The organism is Nocardia sp. NPDC050408 (genome assembly GCF_044458905.1).
GTDB lineage: Bacteria > Actinomycetota > Actinomycetes > Mycobacteriales > Mycobacteriaceae > Nocardia.
Genome location: NZ_JBITIL010000004.1, coordinates 627,813 through 644,601, shown reverse-complemented (window position 1 = coordinate 644,601; position 16,789 = coordinate 627,813). Strand labels below are relative to the sequence as shown.

Sequence of the window (16,789 nt, the reverse complement as noted above, 5' to 3'; positions counted from 1 at the left end):
GCTACTTGTCGTAATATTCGTCATCGTAGAGCTGTCCTGTTGAACCGCACAAGGGGTTGCAAATGTCCGACCGGTCCCCCTCCCCGCCGACCCGCCGGGTCATCGATATCGTGTCGCTGCTCGCCGCGACACCGGAGCCGATCAGCGTCGCGGGCATCGCGGACCGGCTCGATATCGCCCGCGCGACCGCAACAGCGATTTTGGCCGAACTGGATTCGGCGGGCTGGGTTCGACGCGATTCGAGCCGCGGATACAGGCTCGGTCCGAGACTGGCGAATCTGCACGGCCCCGCCCTGCCGCACGCACTCGGCGATATCCTCGCCGAACTCACCGCCCGAACCGGCTACGGCGCGACATTGAGTCGCATAGAGCCCGATCACCTCACGGTGCTCGAGGTGCGCCACGGACCCGAACGCGTCGTCCCCGGCATCCCCGTCGGCCATCGCATCCCGATGCAGTTTCCGGCCGGGGCGAGCGTGATGCCGTGGCGTTCGGCGGCCGAGCAGAACACCTGGCTGGCCACCGCACCCGACTCCGACCGCCGCATCGCCAGCGGACTGCTCACCCTCGTGCGCGATCGTGGCGTTGCGCTGTTCCGTCCACGCACCGACGATGCGGGCACAGTCGAACTCCTCGCCGACCTACTGAGTGCGATGGGGACCGAACTCGTACAACCGCACCTGCGCACGCGGGCCCTACGCCGCCTCGCATTTCTCACCTCGCGGCCATTCACCAAGGCCGAACTCGACTCCGATGCCGAACTCCCGCTGAGTTACCTCGCCGCACCGGTTTTCGATGCGAAAGGTACGGCAGCGTATGAAGTCCAATCGGGGCCGCTGCGGGCATCGACCACCAAATCCGAGCGCGACGAATTCATATCCGCCACAGTCGATATCGCGCGGTCGTTAACGGAAGCATTGGCATCATGAGCTATTTCGTCAAGGCGTACGCCGCACCGCGATGCAAGGGCACCGGAGCCGTAATCGTCGCGGAATCGCGGCTGATCCCTTTCGCAGCCGAATTGGCCTGCTCCAGTTGGGGTTTGCGATCGAACAGCGTCCTGGTCAGGACGCACGCCAGATTCGCGTCCAGATCATCGCGCACCAGCAACAGATTCGGCACGACAATGGTCTTCACATCGGCGGACAGCCCGTAGACGGTGGCCGGAATCGTGCCCTCCTCGTAGACCGAATTCACCGCGTGCATACTGCCGGTGAGTTCGGGGATATCGAGGAAACGCACCTTGCCGTTGGCGGAGGTCAATAGATCGGTGATACCGGGTGTCGGCAGGCCGCCGGAGAAGAACATGGCGTCGATGGAGCCGTCCTTCATACCGTCCACCGTCTTGGTGAGATCCAAGCGCTGGGCCTCGATATCGTTGTCCGGGTTCAAGCCCGCGGCCTGCAGTATCCGCTGGGCGATTACCTCGGTGCCGGACTTCGGCGAGCCGGTGGAGACCCGCTTACCGCGCAGATCCGCGACCGATTCGATATCGGCGCCGGTGCGCACGATCACCTGGGTGTAATTCGGGTAGAGCCGCGAAAGTGCCTGCACCGGTTGCTTTTTCCCGTCGAAGCCAGCATTGCCGAGCACCGCGTCGGCGGCGGTATCGGCGAGGGAGAATGCGACCTGATAGGTGCCTGCCACCAATTGCTGGATATTCTGCACCGACGCACCGGTTTCGGCCGCGGTCGCCTTCACCTTGCCGCCGGTGGCCTGCGAAATCTGGTCGGCGTAGGCATTGCCGAGGGCGAAGTACACGCCGGTCGAATTGCCCGTCGCGATGCCGACGCGGGTGTCGGTGTCGACCTCGCAGGTGACCTCCCCGCCGGTGTCGGACTGCGGTGTGTCGCGGCGGCCCCCACATCCGGTCAGCAATCCGGCCGACACCATGGCGACGGCGAGTCCTATGGCAACTCTTCTCAAGTCGTCCTCCTTCGTGAGAGCAGCGTTACCCCGACGGCCGCGGTCAGCGCGGCCAGACCAACGACGAGCGCGCCGGGTTCCAGGTACAGCAGCGCCAGTCCGGCCACCGCGGCGAGCAGCCGGGCCGGGAGTCCGGCCGGGCCGATGCCGAGGATCCAGCCGCCGGTCGCGGCGGCTAGCGCCGCGACGCCGACCCCGGCCACGATCGTCGTCCACAGCACACCGAGCACGGGCCCGTGCCCGAGCAGATACTCGCCGGGGCCGCTGAGCACGAACACGATCGGTACCAGGAAGGCGGGCAGCGCGTACTTCAATGCCTGCCACATGGTCGGCACCGCGCGCGCACCGGTGATGGCCGCCGCGCCCACCGCGGCCAGCGCCGTCGGTGGCGTCACCTCCGACAGCACCGAGTAGTAGAAGACGAACATCGCTGAGGCGGGCGGGGATACATCGAGCGCGAGCAGGGCGGGACCGATGATCGCCCAGCCGATGATGAACGACGCGGTCACCGGAACCGCGAGCCCGAGCAGCGCGAGTGCGAGCGCGGCGAGCACCACGGTGCACGCCAACACCACGGTGTGGTTGTCCGACAATGCCTTTCCCGCACTCACCAGCAGTGATGCCAGCTGCGCGCCGAGGCCCGTTTTGGTGGCGATGGCGGTGATCACCCCCGCCGATGTGCACACCGCGACCACCGGCAGCGCCGAACGCACACCGCTGCCGATCATTTGGAAGATCCGTCGCGGTGATCGAGCCTCGGCGCGAATGCGCGAATCGACGAAGGCGAGCACGAAAGCCAGTGCGGTGGCGTACACCACGGCGCGCGCGGCACTCAGGCCGATCAGCAGCAGCACCACGATCGCGATCAAAGACAGGAAGTGGTAACCGAATCGGGCCAGCAGCCGCCACACCGAGGTGGTGCTCATCTCCACCGACTCGGCACCGAGCCGGCGCGCATCGATCTCCACCGCGAGCAGAATTCCCAAGTAGTACAGCAGCGTCGGGATCATTGCCCGCCCGAGCACCGTCACATAGGAGACATCGAGATATTCGGCGACGATGAAGGCGGCGACACCGAGCGTCGGCGGTGACAGGATCGCACCGACACCTGCCGCGGCAAGCACACCGGCCGCCTGTTCGGGCGGATATCCGGCGCGACGCAGGATCGGCCAGGTGACCGCGCCGACCGTCACCGCGGTCGCGGTGCCCGATCCGGAGACGGTGCCCAGCAGGAATCCCGATGCCACGGTGGTGCGTCCGGCCGCGCCGCGCGAGCGCCGGAATGCCGCGACCGACAGATCGACGAAGAACTGTGCCGCACCGGAGAATTCGAGTACGGCGCCGTAGAGGGTGAACAGCACGATGTAGCTGGCCGCGACATCCAGTGGCGTGCCGTAGAACCCGCTACCGGAGTTGTAGAGCGCATCGATGATCTGTCCGAAGTCGAGTCCGGCATGCGCGATGGTCCATTGCTGTGGCAGGTACCCGCCGTAGTAGCCGTAGGCGAGGAACGCCATGCACACCGCGGGCAACATCCAGCCAGTGGTGCGCCGACAGGCCTCGAGCACCAAGACCAACAGCACCGTGCCCATGGCGGTGTCGACCGGATCGAATAGACCCTGCCGATCCAGGAATGCGTTGTATCCGCCCCCGCCGGACCCGATCGCCATCGGCAGCACCGGATACAGGCACACCATGAGCGCGACCACCGCCAGCAACCAGTCGAGCCGACCAGGACCATTCCATCGATCGAACCATCGCAGCCCGGACCGATAGGCCAGGAACACCACCGGCAATGTCCCGGCGAGGAAGATCACCAGGTAGTACTGGCTCCCCTGCGCCAGCGGCCGAAAGACCTGCCACAGCACCAGCAACGCGACCGCGAACGCGACCGTCGCCAGCACCCACTCGGCCCATCCGCGCAATATCCGCGCGGGCTTCTCCTCGTCGTCGACCTCGATCTTGCCCGGCCCTGCCCGGTCCAGACCGCCCCGGGGCCGCACGGCGTGGCGGTCGGCGGGAGGCTCGGCTGCTAGATGAGCGTCCCGCATGTCCGACATTGCGCGACCATATCAACGCACGACCGTCCGTATACGGCTAACAAACATGTAGCCGAGAAAAGTAGAAAAGCGGTCGGTTTGTCGCCCTAAGTCGACCTGGTCGCCCGACCACCCAGCGGCACCTTGTGCGCGATCAACCGGCGATACGAGATGCGCCAGCCGGTTGCTCCGCGCACGACCGTATCGTCGTATTCGATGCTTCCGCTGGTCCCATCGGCATAGATCCCGATCCCCTTCGACCGCACCCGAACCGCACCGCCCACCTCGGCGATGACCACGTTCGTAATGTGATGCCCGACCGGATTTCCATTGCCGAGGGCGACCGCGGCCTCCTGCAGCGCCGGAATTCCGCGTAGCTCACCGGCCCCGAAATCACTGAGGTCGTAGATGATTTCAGCGGTGAACAGCTCATCCATCCGATCGAGCTCACCCGCATCCATCAGATGACCGTGCAGCGCGATCAGATCACCGATCTCGAACCGATCCTGCGCCGATAACGCCATGTAAGCCTCCTGCCGCCCCACTTTCCTGCCGAAGATGAGGCCTGGTCCGGTTATCCGCGACTGTAACGGACGAGTGATCGCTTACGCCGCTGCTTTATCCGGGCTATGCGGGTGTGGCGGTCCGTGCCGATGGGCGGCGCTTCATGATCCAGCGCAGGAAATTGACCCATGGGGACGGGCGGGCCGGGGTGACGGGCGGGTGGCCGAGGGAGACCGCGGTTCGGTCGAGTAGTGCCTCGATCATCGCGTCGTGGATCCAGCGGATGGCCAGGGGCCACAGCAGGTAGCCGATACCGCGCAGGCGGCAGTCGATCTCGTGGCGCAGGATGCTGCTGTCCGGCCACCGGCCGTCCAACACGTCGAGGCTGTGCGTGCCGACCAGGAAGGATCCGGGCGCGAGGGTGAACTCGATGCGGCGGCCCGGTATCCACTCGGTACAGCGATACCGGATGACTCCGTGTCCACCGTCGGCACCCACCCCGAGTGGCCGGTCGAGGACCAGCGCGGGCCAGCCGGGCGGCCACACCGGACTGTCCGGCTCGGCGGCCCTGGCGAGCAATGCGCCGAGCTGATCCGTAGGCACCGGGTATTCCCGCTGGTGGACATTTCGCACCATGCCCCAACCTCCATTCGCTACCGTATGGAACACTGCCCATACGGTAGCGTATGGAAGTCGGCGCGCGATGTTATCCGAGCCACACGGGGCAGTTATCCGACAGAGGGCTCGTACACGACGATCGCCCACGGGGATTCGCGGGACGGGCGGACCGAGGTACGCCGTTCGTGCCGACCGGTCACCGGATCGTCGGCCGGAAATCCAGCGGCGCGCAGGCGCGCGAGGGTCGCGTCCAGGTCCCCGACTTTGACGGCGAGCGACGGGATATCGCGTTCATCGGCACCGGCGAGCATGACCCGGGTCGGGCCGATATCGAATTGCGCCCATCGATCACCGTCGACGAATGTTGCGGTCGTGCCGAGTACCGCGGTGAGTAGATCTATTGCGGCGGCGAGATTCTCGGCAGGGAATATGGTGCCGATACGTTCGACGGTCATGGTTTCTCCAATGCTCGGCGCACAGCCGAAAAGGCTTGGTCGGCGGCATCTTTCGCATCAGACAGGTTGTCGGCCATGCTGAAGAAACCGTGGAATTGCCCGTCGTAACGGATCGTGACGGTCTCGACTCCCGCATCCCGCAGCCGCCGCCCGTAGGCCTCGCCCTCATCGCGGAGTGGATCGAATTCGGCGGTGATGATGTAGGCGGTCGGGAGGCCGGACAGGTCCGTCGCACGCGGCGGTGCGGCGTACGGGTTCTCGGCATCGGCGTCCGAGGCGAGGTATTGCTCCCAATACCAGCGCAAATGGTCGTCGGTGACGAAGTAACCGCTGGCATTCTCCCGATAGGAGGCGGTGTCACGGGCCGGATCGAGCATCGGGTAGATGAGCAATTGATGGGCGATGGCCGGGCCATTGTGATCCCGAGCCATCAGTGCTGTCACGGCGGCGAGGTTGCCACCGGAACTGTCACCGGCCACCGCGATGCGAGCGGGATCGCCGCCGAACGAAGCCGCTTGGGTCGCAATCCATTTCAGGACGATGAACGCATCTTCGGCGGCGGCCGGGAACCTATTTTCGGGAGCCTGCCGGTAGTCGACCGATACCACGATCGCACTGACACTATTGCTCATCGCACGACACAGCTGATCGTGGCTGTCCAGACCACAGATCACGAAACCGCCGCCATGGCAGAACAGCACGACCGGCAGGTCGGCACCGGGCGCAGCGGGCCAATACATACGGACCCGAACCTGCTGCGCTCCAACAGGTCCCGGTACCAGGCGCTCCTCGACCCGCCCTACCGGAATCGGATCGACCTGGGCCGCCGGACGCGCGGCAAGTATCCGACGCGCCTCGACGGCATCGAGCACTTCAGTGCCCAGCGCGGGAAACGCCGCCGCGGCGAGATCGACGATCACCTGCGCTTCGGGCTTCAGCGGCATGCCTATCCCTCGCCCACGGCTTCGACCGGCGGCAGCGCGTCCGGGGGAATGAACTGTCCCGCCGACAATCCGCCGTCGATGGCCAATTCCGCACCGGTGATGAACGCCGCGGAATCGGAAGCGAGGAATACCACCAAATCCGCTACCTCCGAGGGCAATCCGACGCGACCGAGGGGTAGCGAGGGAAAGCTGCCGGCACCGGTGCTCAGCCCGAGATGCCCGATCATCGGTGTCGCGATCGGACCCGGATGCACCGAGTTGACCCGGATTCCGAGCGGTCCCAACTCGAGTGCGGCCGTCTTCGTCAACCCGCGCAGCGCCCATTTGGACGCACCATAAGCGGAATGTCCCATCAGCCCCTGCAATCCGGCCTGCGAGGAGATATTCACGATCGAGCCGCCCGCCGCCCGCATCGGATCCACGACGGCCTGGATGCCGAGGAACGAGCCGATCAGGTTGATACGCAGAATGCGTTCGAGTTCGGCGGCGGAGGTTTCGATAAGCGGTTTGGCGGTGTAGATCGCCGCATTGTTCACCAGCACATCGATGCCGCCGAATTCGACGATCGCGGTCTCGACGGCGACGGCCCAGTCGGTGGCGCTGCTGACATCGTGAGTGACGAAACGGGCGCAATCACCGATGGATTCGGCAACTGCTTTGCCCTCGGGTTCCAGCACATCGGTGAGGACGACACGTGCGCCAGCGGCGGCGAACAGGCGCGCTTCCTGCTCGCCTTGGCCACGTGCGGCGCCGGTGATGAGGGCGACTTTGCCAGTGAGGTCGATCATCTCAAGCTCCTACGAATTCGGTTGTCTCAGCACGCTCCGCTGCCCTGAAGTGCGGAATGACCTTCTCGCCCCAGTGCCGAATGGTCTCCAGGCATGCCTGCTGCGGCACCGTTCCCATCTGGATCAGGCACAGGATCTCGTCGGCACCGGCCGCCTGCAGCCGCTCGACATACGCGATGGCGTCCTCGGGGCTGCCGTACGCGTGCTCGGCATTGAAAACCGAAGTGGCCCCGGCCTTCACCGGAATCTTCGCCTCGTGCAGATACGCCACATGCTCATCGGCGGCCTCACGAATCTTGGCCACCTCGTCCACCGTCGGATCGATGGCCTCGTCCGGCACCGGACCCGCGCCGTACCAGTGCTTGATGGACTGCGCGAAGAACCGCTGCCCACGCGCGCCGATCTGCTGCGCCTTCTCCCGGTCGTCGAGCACGATCGTCGGGCACAGGGCCGCGAAGTGATCGTTGACGACCGTGGAGACGAACTTCTCCCCTGTCCGCTCGGCAATCGCCGCGTCATAGGTGCGGCGCAGTTCGGCGATCTCCTCGACACCCGCGAAACCCAGTACCAACGCGCCGATTCCGTAGTCGGCGGCCAGTTTCAGCGTGTCCTTCTTGGTGCACGCCATGAACAGCGGCGGATGCGGCAGCTGCACCGGACGCGGCAGCATCGGATGCGGATCGATATCGAGCAGCTCACCGTGCCATTCGAATTCGCCCTCCGGATCCTGCCAGGCCTTGCCGATAATGCGCAGCGACTCCTCGACCTCCTGATAGGTGCGGTCGGGATCGACACCGCACATCGAGGTTTCCTGCGGGGTGGCCCCGCGCCCCGCACCGAGATTCACCCGCCCGTTGGAGAGCACATCGAGCATGGCCGCGCGTTCGGCCGCGCGCACCGGGTGATTGAAGTTGAACGGCATGCACACCACACCGTGGCCGATGCGGATCCGCTCGGTGCGCGCGGCCACCCAGGTCAGGAAGATCTCCGGGGCGCTCATGTGCGCGTACCACTTCAAGCCGTGATGTTCGACCGCCCAGACAGTGTCGAATCCCATCTCCTCGGCCAGTACCGCCTGCTCGACACAGTCACGCAATACCTGCCTTTCGTGATCGGCCGACGGGTCGGTCATTTGCGCCTCGAAGATCATCGAGAACTTCATGCATTGCCTCCATCTGTTCTTCCCACCCCACCGGCTCCGCCGGCTGTCCATCCCCAATTCGATATGCCTAGTAGAAATATTTCCGATGCTCTTGTTGAGGTCAGGTGCATGTCTCGGTGGATGGGACTATTCCGGTTCGCGCCGTCCGCGCGCCCATAGCGTCGAGATCGCACACGGCGTTCGAACCAACGCCGGAGAAAGGACGGACCTGACGTGGGTCGACTCGATGACAAGGTCGCGCTGATCACCGGCGCCGCGCGCGGGATGGGCGCCGAACATGTCCGCCGCTTCATTGCCGAGGGTGCGCGGGTGGTATTCGGCGATGTCCTCGACGAACAGGGCGAACAGTTGGCCGCCGAAACCGGTGCACGCTATCTGCACCACGATGTGACCAGCGAGGCGGACTGGGCAGCCGCGGTGCGGACCGCGGTGCAGGAGTTCGGCAGGCTCGATGTGCTCGTCAACAATGCCGGCCTGCTGCGGTTCCAGCGCATCGCCGAGATGAGCCTGGCCGATTTCACCACGATCATGACGGTGAACGTCACCGGCACCTGGCTCGGCATCAAATCCGCCGCGCCCGCGATGACCGGCGGTGGCGCGATAGTGAATATCTCCTCGGTGGAGGGATTCGTCGGTGCCGCAGGCCTATCGGCCTACAGCGCAAGCAAATTCGCCATTCGCGGACTGACCAAATCGGCCGCGCGCGAGCTCGGTGCGATCGGAATCCGGGTCAACTCCATCCATCCCGGTGGTATCGCTACGCCGATGACGGCGGCGGCGGGTTCGGGCGTCGACGGCAATACCTTCTTCGCCGGATTGCCGATTCCGCGCTGGGGACAGCCCGGCGAGGTCTCTGAGGCGGCCGTCTTCCTGGCCTCGGATGCCGCGAGTTATTGCACCGGAACCGAGGTCGTCATCGACGGCGGCATGCTCACCGGCGCCGGTTACTAGGGAAAGGGAGCCAGATGTCCGAGGAATACACCTACGACGTGGTGGTCGTCGGCTCGGGTGCGGCGGGGATGACCGCCGCACTCACCGCCGCCTATCGCGGGCTTTCGGTGGTGCTGATCGAGAAGAGTGGCAGCTTCGGCGGTTCCACCGCGCGTTCCGGCGGTGGTGTATGGATTCCGAACAATCCGGTGCTGGTCCGCGAGGGCGTGCCCGACAGTCCGGATCTCGCCCGGGTCTATCTGAAATCCGTTGTCGGCGATCGTGTTCCGCAGGCCAAACAGGACGCATTCCTCGACAACGGCCCGCGCATGATGACCTATCTCGGCGCACGCACCAACCATCTACAATTCGTCTACGACCGCGGCTATTCCGACTACCACCCGGAACTGCCCGGTGGCCTCGCGCAGGGCCGCAGCATCGAACCGGCGATTATCGATGGCCGCCTGCTCGGCGAGGATCTGGAGCTGATCAACCGGCCGACCATGTCCGGGCCGAAGGGAATCGCATTCACCGTCAGCGATTTCCACGATCTGAATATGATCGCGCGGACCTGGAAGGGTAAGCGCACCGCGATGAAGGTCGGGGCCAAGGCGGTGCTGAACCGGATCCGGGGACGGCAGCCGCTGAGCCTCGGCAAGGCGCTGGTGGCCCGGCTGTGGTTGGCGCTGCGCGACGCGGGCGTGCCGGTCTGGCTGAACACGCCGCTCACCGAGCTGATTACCACCGACGATGCGGTGGTCGGAGTGCGCGCCGAGCGCGATGGTGCACCGATCGTCATCCGTGCGCGGCGCGGTGTGGTGCTCGCCGCTGGCGGTTTCGAGCACAACCTGGAGATGCGTAAACAGTTCTTCACCGCGCCGGTCAGTACCGATTGGACCGTCGGCGCGACCGAGAACGTCGGTGACGGCATCCGGGCCGGTGAAAAGCTCGGCGCCGCACTGGATCTGATGGACGATGCCTGGTGGGGACCGTCGGTGCGCAATCCGGACGGGCCGCCGTTCTTCTGCCTGGCCGAGCGATCCCAGCCCGGCGCGATCATGGTCAACGATGCGGGCGAGCGGTTCACCAATGAATCGGCCAGCTATGTCGATGTGGTGCACACCATGTACCAGCGACACGCTACCGGTGTGGGGCACGTGCCAGCGCACTTCATCATGGATCAGCGCTTCCGCGATCGATACCTGTTCCTCGGCACCTTCCCGAAACAGGCCATCCCGCAGAAGTATTTCGATGCCGGGATCATCAAGAAAGCCGATACCCTCGCCGAACTCGCCACCAAGATCGGAGTTCCGGCCGATTCCTTGATCGCCACGGTGCAGCGGTTCAACGGTTTCGCACGTGCCGGGCGAGACGATGACTTCCATCGCGGTGAATCCGCTTACGACCGCTATTACGGCGACCCCACTGTGCAACCGAATCCCTGTCTGGCACCAATCGATAAAGGGCCGTTCTACGCGGTTGAGATGGTGCCCGGCGATCTCGGCACCAAGGGCGGCCTGGCCACCGACGAACATTCCCGGGTGCTGCGCGAAGACGGCGCGCCCATCGCCGGACTGTATGCGGCGGGCAATAATTCGGCCGCCGTGATGGGCAACAGTTACGCGGGCGCGGGCGCGACAATCGGGCCCGCCATGGTGTTCGGCTATATCGCGGCAAATCACATCGCCGATCTCGAAATCCGAGCGGGAGCATGACGTGGACAGGGTAAGCGGCAAGACGATCATCGTGACCGGTGGTGCGCGCGGTATGGGCGCGGCATTCGCCCGTCGGCTGGTCAGCGAGGGCGCATCGGTGATCGTTGCGGATGTGCTCGCCGACGAGGGCAAGGCGGTGGCCTCCGAACTCGGCGATCAGGCCATGTTCTGTCCCCTCGACGTCACCGACGAATCTGCCTGGGCCGCATTGATTGCCGAGACGGAGCACACCTTCGGCCCCGTCTCCGGACTGGTCAACAATGCGGGCATCGTGCACGTCGACCCGATCGAGCGGCTCGCCGAGGCGGATTACCGCCGGGTGATCGATGTGAACCAGGTCGGGGTGTTTCTCGGCATGAAAGCCGTTGTGCCGTCGATGCGCCGGGCGGGCGGTGGCTCGATCGTCAATATCTCCTCGATCGGCGGCATCATCGCATTCAGCAATATCCTCGGCTACGTCGCCTCCAAATGGGCCGTGCGTGGGATGACCAAGGCCGCCGCCCAGGAGTTCGGCGCCGACGGCATCCGGGTCAACTCGGTACATCCCGGCGTGGTGGCCACCGAAATGACCGCCGACTCCGATCGCTCGCACTCGATGGTGCATGACCAGCCCCTGCCCCGCGCCGCGGCACCGGGTGAGCTGGCCAATCTTGTGCTGTTCCTCATCTCCGATGAGGCAAGTTTCTGTACGGGCTCCGAATTCGTCGCCGACGGCGGCTACACCACCAAATGACCAAGGACAGCTGCTGTGAAGAACTTTGAGGACAAGGTCGTCGTCATTACCGGCGCGGGCGCGGGCATCGGCCGCGCGCTCGCGCTCGAACTCGCCGGCCACGGCGCGCGGCTGGCATTGTCCGGCCGAAACCTTGCCAATGTCACCGAAACCGCCGCGTTGTGCGAGAAAGCGGGTGCCAAGGCACGGGCCTACAAACTGGACGTCACCGATCGCGGCGCCGTCTACGCCCACGCCGATGAGGTCCGATCCGACTTCGGCCCGGCCAATCTCGTGGTCAACAATGCGGGCGTCTCCCTCACCGCGAATATCGAGGAGCTGACCTGGGAAGACTTCGAGTGGATCGTCGATATCAACTTCTGGGGCGTCATGTACGGCACGAAAGCTTTTCTGCCACAGGTGATCGCCTCGGGCGACGGTCATATAGCCAACGTCTCCAGCATGTTCGGCCTAGCCGCCTGCCCGAGCCAAGCCGCATACAATGCGACCAAATTCGGCATCCGTGGCTTCACCGACGCGCTGCGTCAGGAGATGAAGATAGCGGGCCACCCGGTCGGGGTCAGCAGTGTCCATCCCGGCATGATCAAAACCGAAATCGCCTGGAAGGCCCGCACGGGCGGCGACCGCGACCGCGACGCCTTGGCCGCCAACTTCGACAGACTGGCCAAGACGACACCCGAATCCGCGGCGAAGACCATCCTGCGCGGGATCCGAAAGGATAAGGCCAAGATCCTCATCGGCGCCGATGCCCGCGTAATCGATTTGTTGCCAAGGATCTTCGGTTCGGGTTACCAGCGCATCATCACCGCCCAGATGCGAAACGAGGTGTAGATCGGGCGGCACTTGTCGATGGTGAACCCGCGGTTCCCGCACTATGTCGCTGATCGCATTCGGCATCATTTTCCGCATTCAGATGAATCCGCTCCGGCGGCGCGCAGTAGTTTCGCGCCGAGATCGGCCAGCATTTCCGCCATCTCCGGCGGTTCTCTGACCTCGAATTCCAGGCCCAGGTGGGCGATGCGCACGGCGGTCCATTCCAGTGAATCGGCGGTGGTGCGGAGCAGGCAGGATTTCTCGTCGATGGGCTCGATTTCCTCGGGGCGGACCCGAAAGGTTTCGATCAGCTGCGGGGCCGGGGCGTGGACGAGGAACACGACTCGGCGCAGCGGGCGGGATCGGGCCAGCGACCGGGTGACGAACGCAGCAGCGTCTTCGGTGGGCAATTGCCTTGGGGCACTATGTGTTCCGATCGGTCGCGGAGAATCGATGCGGTCTACGCGAAAGGTGCGCCAGTCGGTGCGGTCGATATCCCAAGCGACCAGATACCAGCGGCGGCCCGCGGAGACAAGGCTGTGCGGTTCGGTCAGTCGGCGAGTCTCGGTGTCGCCTTTATCGCGGTAGCGGAAGCGGGTGCGTTCGCGGTCACGGCAGGCGGCGGCCAGGACGACAAGGGTTTCCGGGTCGACCATCGGTCCAGCGGCGGGGCCTGCTAGCGACACCGTTGCCGACCGTACCGCCTCGACTCGGCGGCGCAGTCGGGCGGGCAGCACCTGTTGCAGCTTGACCAGCGCCCGCGCCGATGACTCGTCGATACCCTCGACCGCGCCCAGCGCCGCATTGCGCAGTCCGAGCGTGATCGCGACGGCCTCTTCGTCGTCGAGCAGCAACGGCGGCAGTGCGGTCCCGGCCTCCAGGCGGTAGCCGCCGATCGAACCGAGGCTGGCATACACCGGATATTCCAGTTCCCGCAGCCGCTCGATATCGCGGCGCACCGTCCGGACCGTCACGCCGAGGCGTTCGGCCAGCTCGGGGCCGGTCCATTCGCGGCGGGTCTGCAACAGGGCGAGCAGTTGCAGCAGGCGGGCGGCGGTTTCGGTCACAGCCTCGAAGTATCCGCCGCAATGAGGACCAAACCTGACCTCATTGGCACCTACCGTGGCGATTGTGAACGCAGACCGAGACACCATCCAGATCATCGGGGCCCGCGCCAACAACCTGCGCAATATCTCCGTGGCCATCCCCAAAGGCAAGATCGTCGTCTTCACCGGCGTATCCGGATCGGGCAAATCGTCGGTGGTCTTCGGCACCGTGGCCGTCGAATCGCAGCGTCAGCTCAATGAGACCTTCACCTGGTTCATCCGCAATCGACTGCCCAAATACGAGCGGCCCGAGGCCGATGTGATCGACAATCTGGCCCCCGCGGTGGTGGTCGACCAGAAGCCCATCGGCGGAAATTCCCGCTCCACCGTCGGCACCATGACCGATATCCACTCCATAATTCGGGTGCTGTTCTCGCGGTACAGCGAGCCGAGTGCCGGTGAAGCGACCCGCTATTCGTTCAACGACCCGTTGGGCATGTGTCCGGAGTGCGGCGGGCTGGGCCGAGTAGTGCGGCCGGATCTGGACAAGTTGCTCGACACCGCCAAATCACTCAACGAGGGTGCCATCAACTTTCCGCCGTTCGCGGTGGGGACATTTCAGTGGCAGATCTACGCCGAGTCCGGACTCTTCGATCCGGACAAGCCGTTACGTGACTTCGCCCCGGATGACTGGCAGTTGTTCCTGCGCGGCAAGGGATTCCGGGTGCCGCGCCCGAACAAGACCGGTTCGATGGGCAGCAATGCCTATGAGGGACTGTTGGAGCGCTTCGACCGGCTCTACATCAAACGCGACCTCGGTGCGCTGAGCGACAAGATCCGCGCGGCGGCGATGGAAGTGGTACACGCGCAGACCTGTCCGGAATGCGGTGGCGCACGGTTGAATTCCGCCGCGCTGGCGAGCCGGATCAATGGATTCGGCATCGCCGACTTCGGCCGCATGGAGGTGTCCGATCTCATCGAAGTGCTCGGCGAGCTCGATGAGACCGCCGCCGCCTTGATCGCCGATGCGGCCATTGCCCGGTTGCGCCGGATCGAGGAGGTGGGGCTCGGCTATCTCTCGCTGGATCGCGAGACATCCACGCTTTCCGGCGGAGAAGCACAGCGTCTCAAGGTCGTTCGGCATCTCGGCTCCAGCCTCACCAGCATGACCTATATTTTCGACGAACCCAGCGTCGGCATGCATCCGCGCGATATCAGCCGTTTGAACAAGTTGCTGATCCAGTTGCGCGACAAGGGAAATACAGTGCTGGTGGTCGAACATTCCCCCGATGTCATCGCCGTCGCGGACCACATCGTGGATATGGGGCCCGGCGCGGGCGGACACGGTGGTCAGGTCATCTTCCAGGGCACCGTCGAAAAGTTGCGCACGTCGGGCACCTCGACCGGTGAGCGGCTACGGCGGGTGCAACAAGTCAAAAGCGTGAGCCGCACTCCGACCGGCTGGCTCACGGTCACCGGCGCGGATTCGTACAACCTGAAGAATCTCACCGCACGGTTCCCCGTCGGCGTGCTCACCACGGTCACGGGTGTGGCGGGTTCGGGCAAGAGCACGTTGGTATCTGGTGCATTCGCGCATGCTTACCCGCAAGCGATCGCGGTGGACCAGTCCGCCATCGCCGCCTCCCGACGCTCGAGCCCCGCCACTTACACCGGCATCATGGACCCGATGCGGCAGGTGTTCGCAAAGGAGCACGGCGTCAAGCCGGGACTGTTCAGCTTCAATTCCGCGGGCGCATGCGCCGAATGTGGTGGTGCGGGCGTCATTTTCACCGATCTCGCCTATATGGACCCGATCACCACGGTGTGCCAGAGCTGTCACGGACGCCGCTATCGTCGCGAAGTGCTGGGCTATACCGTGCGCGGTGCATCCATTGCCGACGTGTTGGATATGACCGCGGAGCAGGCCATCGACTTCTGGAATGGCAATGCGGGCAGCAAGATTCGCACTCCGCTGCGGGCGCTGAACGAGGTCGGTCTCGGCTATCTGACGCTCGGTCGCTCGCTGAGTTCACTCTCCGGCGGTGAACGTCAACGCATCAAACTCGCCGACCACCTGCATCGCAGCGGCGGCATCTACGTACTCGACGAGCCGACCACCGGACTGCACATGGCCGATGTCGAGGCCCTGATCGCCCTGCTGGACCGGCTGGTCGACGCGGGCAATACGGTCATCGTCATCGAACACGATCTCGAGGTCGTCAAACGGGCCGACTGGGTGATCGATCTCGGACCGGACGGCGGCAAGCACGGCGGCGAAATCGTCTTCACCGGAACACCTTCGGCGCTACTCGACGATCAGCGCTCCATCACCGCCGACTATCTGCGGCGCAGCGTCGCATGACACCCGGCCGCGGCCCCTCGACGTGACCATGCCCCCGCGGACCAGATTTCGATACGACAACCGCATCCAGAGCTTGCCGACACCGGCACCGGACAAGCGCGGCATGACAACCGAGCGACCCGTCGTCAGCAACAGCAGGTCGGCGATGCGGCCATGTACCTCGTCACCGGCGCCGACCGCCCAGTCGGCGTCGGTCGCGACGAGCCGGAATCCCTCGAGCCGGTGCTTCGCCCAGAACGGCCACCCCATCGTCCACACCCGAGTGGCCGCCGTCACCGCGGCTTCGATCGGGAGGTCGACCTGCCTGCACGTCGGGATCGCGATGTCCTGCCCGTGCACCATGATGCCGTAGAGGATATTGCGATAATTGGTGACCGCCGGCAACTTTCGCGATGCGGCATGCGCTCGGATTTCGGCTACAAGATCATGCCCCGCCTCAGCGTAGCGGACGGACACATCGTGATTCAGCCGATGGAACCGCCCCCGCGCCCGCAGCCCTTCGCGAACCATACCGACCGGGCCGGGCGGCTGCGGTGCCAACGCGATATGCGCGGCCACATCCCGAACCCGCCAGCCCGCACACAGCGACGGCAGCTCCCACTCATTCGGCGCGAGGTCGTCGAGCACGTCGGCGACGGCACGTCGTTGCTGCTCGATGACCCGCCACTGCGCATCCCGGTCCATATCGGCCTCCGATACAATTTAGTCAGTGTCACTGACTACTATAGTCAGATAGACTGACCAAATCAAGATT

16 protein-coding genes are annotated in these 16,789 nt (G+C 64.9%); 6 read left to right on the top strand and 10 right to left on the bottom strand.

Going from position 1 to position 16,789, the window contains the following annotated elements:
- The first annotated feature begins 62 nt into the window (after window positions 1-62).
- Window positions 63-929, top strand: a complete 867-nt coding sequence (locus ACIBJI_RS16195) for a helix-turn-helix domain-containing protein (protein ID WP_396955451.1) — start codon at window positions 63-65, stop codon at window positions 927-929.
- Window position 930: 1 nt separating this feature from the next.
- Here the strand turns inward: ACIBJI_RS16195 and ACIBJI_RS16190 are convergent, their stop codons facing one another.
- The 8 genes from ACIBJI_RS16190 to ACIBJI_RS16155 form a co-directional block, all read right to left on the bottom strand.
- The gene (locus ACIBJI_RS16190) at window positions 931-1,893 is read right to left on the bottom strand and encodes a TAXI family TRAP transporter solute-binding subunit (RefSeq protein WP_396955605.1); all 963 of its coding nucleotides are present in this window, start codon (window positions 1,891-1,893) and stop codon (window positions 931-933) included.
- A 29-nt stretch (window positions 1,894-1,922) separates the two neighbouring features.
- Window positions 1,923-3,986 carry a TRAP transporter permease gene (locus ACIBJI_RS16185; protein ID WP_397084678.1) on the bottom strand — a complete coding sequence of 688 codons (2,064 nt, stop codon included), beginning with the start codon at window positions 3,984-3,986 and terminating at the stop codon, window positions 1,923-1,925.
- A gap of 86 nt (window positions 3,987-4,072) precedes the next feature.
- Window positions 4,073-4,489, bottom strand: a complete 417-nt coding sequence (locus tag ACIBJI_RS16180) for a nuclear transport factor 2 family protein (RefSeq protein WP_364343380.1) — start codon at window positions 4,487-4,489, stop codon at window positions 4,073-4,075.
- A gap of 103 nt (window positions 4,490-4,592) precedes the next feature.
- Window positions 4,593-5,105 carry a hypothetical protein gene (locus ACIBJI_RS16175; protein ID WP_364343383.1) on the bottom strand — a complete coding sequence of 171 codons (513 nt, stop codon included), beginning with the start codon at window positions 5,103-5,105 and terminating at the stop codon, window positions 4,593-4,595.
- Window positions 5,106-5,197: 92 nt separating this feature from the next.
- Window positions 5,198-5,542 carry a VOC family protein gene (locus ACIBJI_RS16170; protein WP_364343386.1) on the bottom strand — a complete coding sequence of 115 codons (345 nt, stop codon included), beginning with the start codon at window positions 5,540-5,542 and terminating at the stop codon, window positions 5,198-5,200.
- Window positions 5,539-6,486, bottom strand: a complete 948-nt coding sequence (locus ACIBJI_RS16165; protein ID WP_364343389.1) for an alpha/beta hydrolase — start codon at window positions 6,484-6,486, stop codon at window positions 5,539-5,541. Before ACIBJI_RS16165 ends, ACIBJI_RS16170 begins: the two co-directional genes overlap by 4 nt.
- Window positions 6,487-6,488: 2 nt before the next feature.
- Window positions 6,489-7,274: a glucose 1-dehydrogenase gene (locus ACIBJI_RS16160; RefSeq protein ID WP_364343392.1), complete on the bottom strand. Its 786-nt coding sequence runs from the start codon at window positions 7,272-7,274 to the stop codon at window positions 6,489-6,491.
- Window position 7,275: 1 nt separating this feature from the next.
- A complete protein-coding gene (locus ACIBJI_RS16155; protein WP_364343395.1) occupies window positions 7,276-8,436 on the bottom strand; it encodes an LLM class flavin-dependent oxidoreductase in 1,161 nt (386 codons plus the stop codon).
- A gap of 213 nt (window positions 8,437-8,649) precedes the next feature.
- Between ACIBJI_RS16155 and ACIBJI_RS16150 the strand changes: the two genes are divergently transcribed.
- From ACIBJI_RS16150 to ACIBJI_RS16135, 4 genes are read left to right on the top strand one after another with little or no spacing between them, the layout of a single operon-like run.
- Window positions 8,650-9,387 carry a glucose 1-dehydrogenase gene (locus tag ACIBJI_RS16150; protein ID WP_364343398.1) on the top strand — a complete coding sequence of 246 codons (738 nt, stop codon included), beginning with the start codon at window positions 8,650-8,652 and terminating at the stop codon, window positions 9,385-9,387.
- A 14-nt stretch (window positions 9,388-9,401) separates the two neighbouring features.
- Window positions 9,402-11,081 carry a 3-oxosteroid 1-dehydrogenase gene (kstD, locus tag ACIBJI_RS16145; RefSeq protein ID WP_364343401.1) on the top strand — a complete coding sequence of 560 codons (1,680 nt, stop codon included), beginning with the start codon at window positions 9,402-9,404 and terminating at the stop codon, window positions 11,079-11,081.
- Window position 11,082: 1 nt separating this feature from the next.
- Window positions 11,083-11,814, top strand: coding sequence for a glucose 1-dehydrogenase (locus tag ACIBJI_RS16140; protein WP_364343404.1), 732 nt, complete (start codon window positions 11,083-11,085; stop codon window positions 11,812-11,814).
- Between the two features lie 15 nt (window positions 11,815-11,829).
- A complete protein-coding gene (locus ACIBJI_RS16135) occupies window positions 11,830-12,645 on the top strand; it encodes an SDR family NAD(P)-dependent oxidoreductase (protein ID WP_364343407.1) in 816 nt (271 codons plus the stop codon).
- A gap of 65 nt (window positions 12,646-12,710) precedes the next feature.
- Here ACIBJI_RS16135 and ACIBJI_RS16130 read toward each other — a convergent pair whose 3' ends face one another.
- Window positions 12,711-13,694 carry a YafY family protein gene (locus ACIBJI_RS16130; protein ID WP_364343410.1) on the bottom strand — a complete coding sequence of 328 codons (984 nt, stop codon included), beginning with the start codon at window positions 13,692-13,694 and terminating at the stop codon, window positions 12,711-12,713.
- 64 nt (window positions 13,695-13,758) lie between these two features.
- Between ACIBJI_RS16130 and ACIBJI_RS16125 the strand changes: the two genes are divergently transcribed.
- Window positions 13,759-16,035, top strand: coding sequence for an excinuclease ABC subunit UvrA (locus ACIBJI_RS16125; RefSeq protein WP_364343413.1), 2,277 nt, complete (start codon window positions 13,759-13,761; stop codon window positions 16,033-16,035).
- On the opposite strand, the gene ACIBJI_RS16120 is transcribed toward ACIBJI_RS16125, so the two are convergent.
- Window positions 15,979-16,719, bottom strand: coding sequence for a maleylpyruvate isomerase family mycothiol-dependent enzyme (locus tag ACIBJI_RS16120; protein WP_397084674.1), 741 nt, complete (start codon window positions 16,717-16,719; stop codon window positions 15,979-15,981). The two genes, ACIBJI_RS16125 and ACIBJI_RS16120, sit on opposite strands and share 57 nt — an antisense overlap.
- Window positions 16,720-16,789 lie beyond the last annotated feature (70 nt).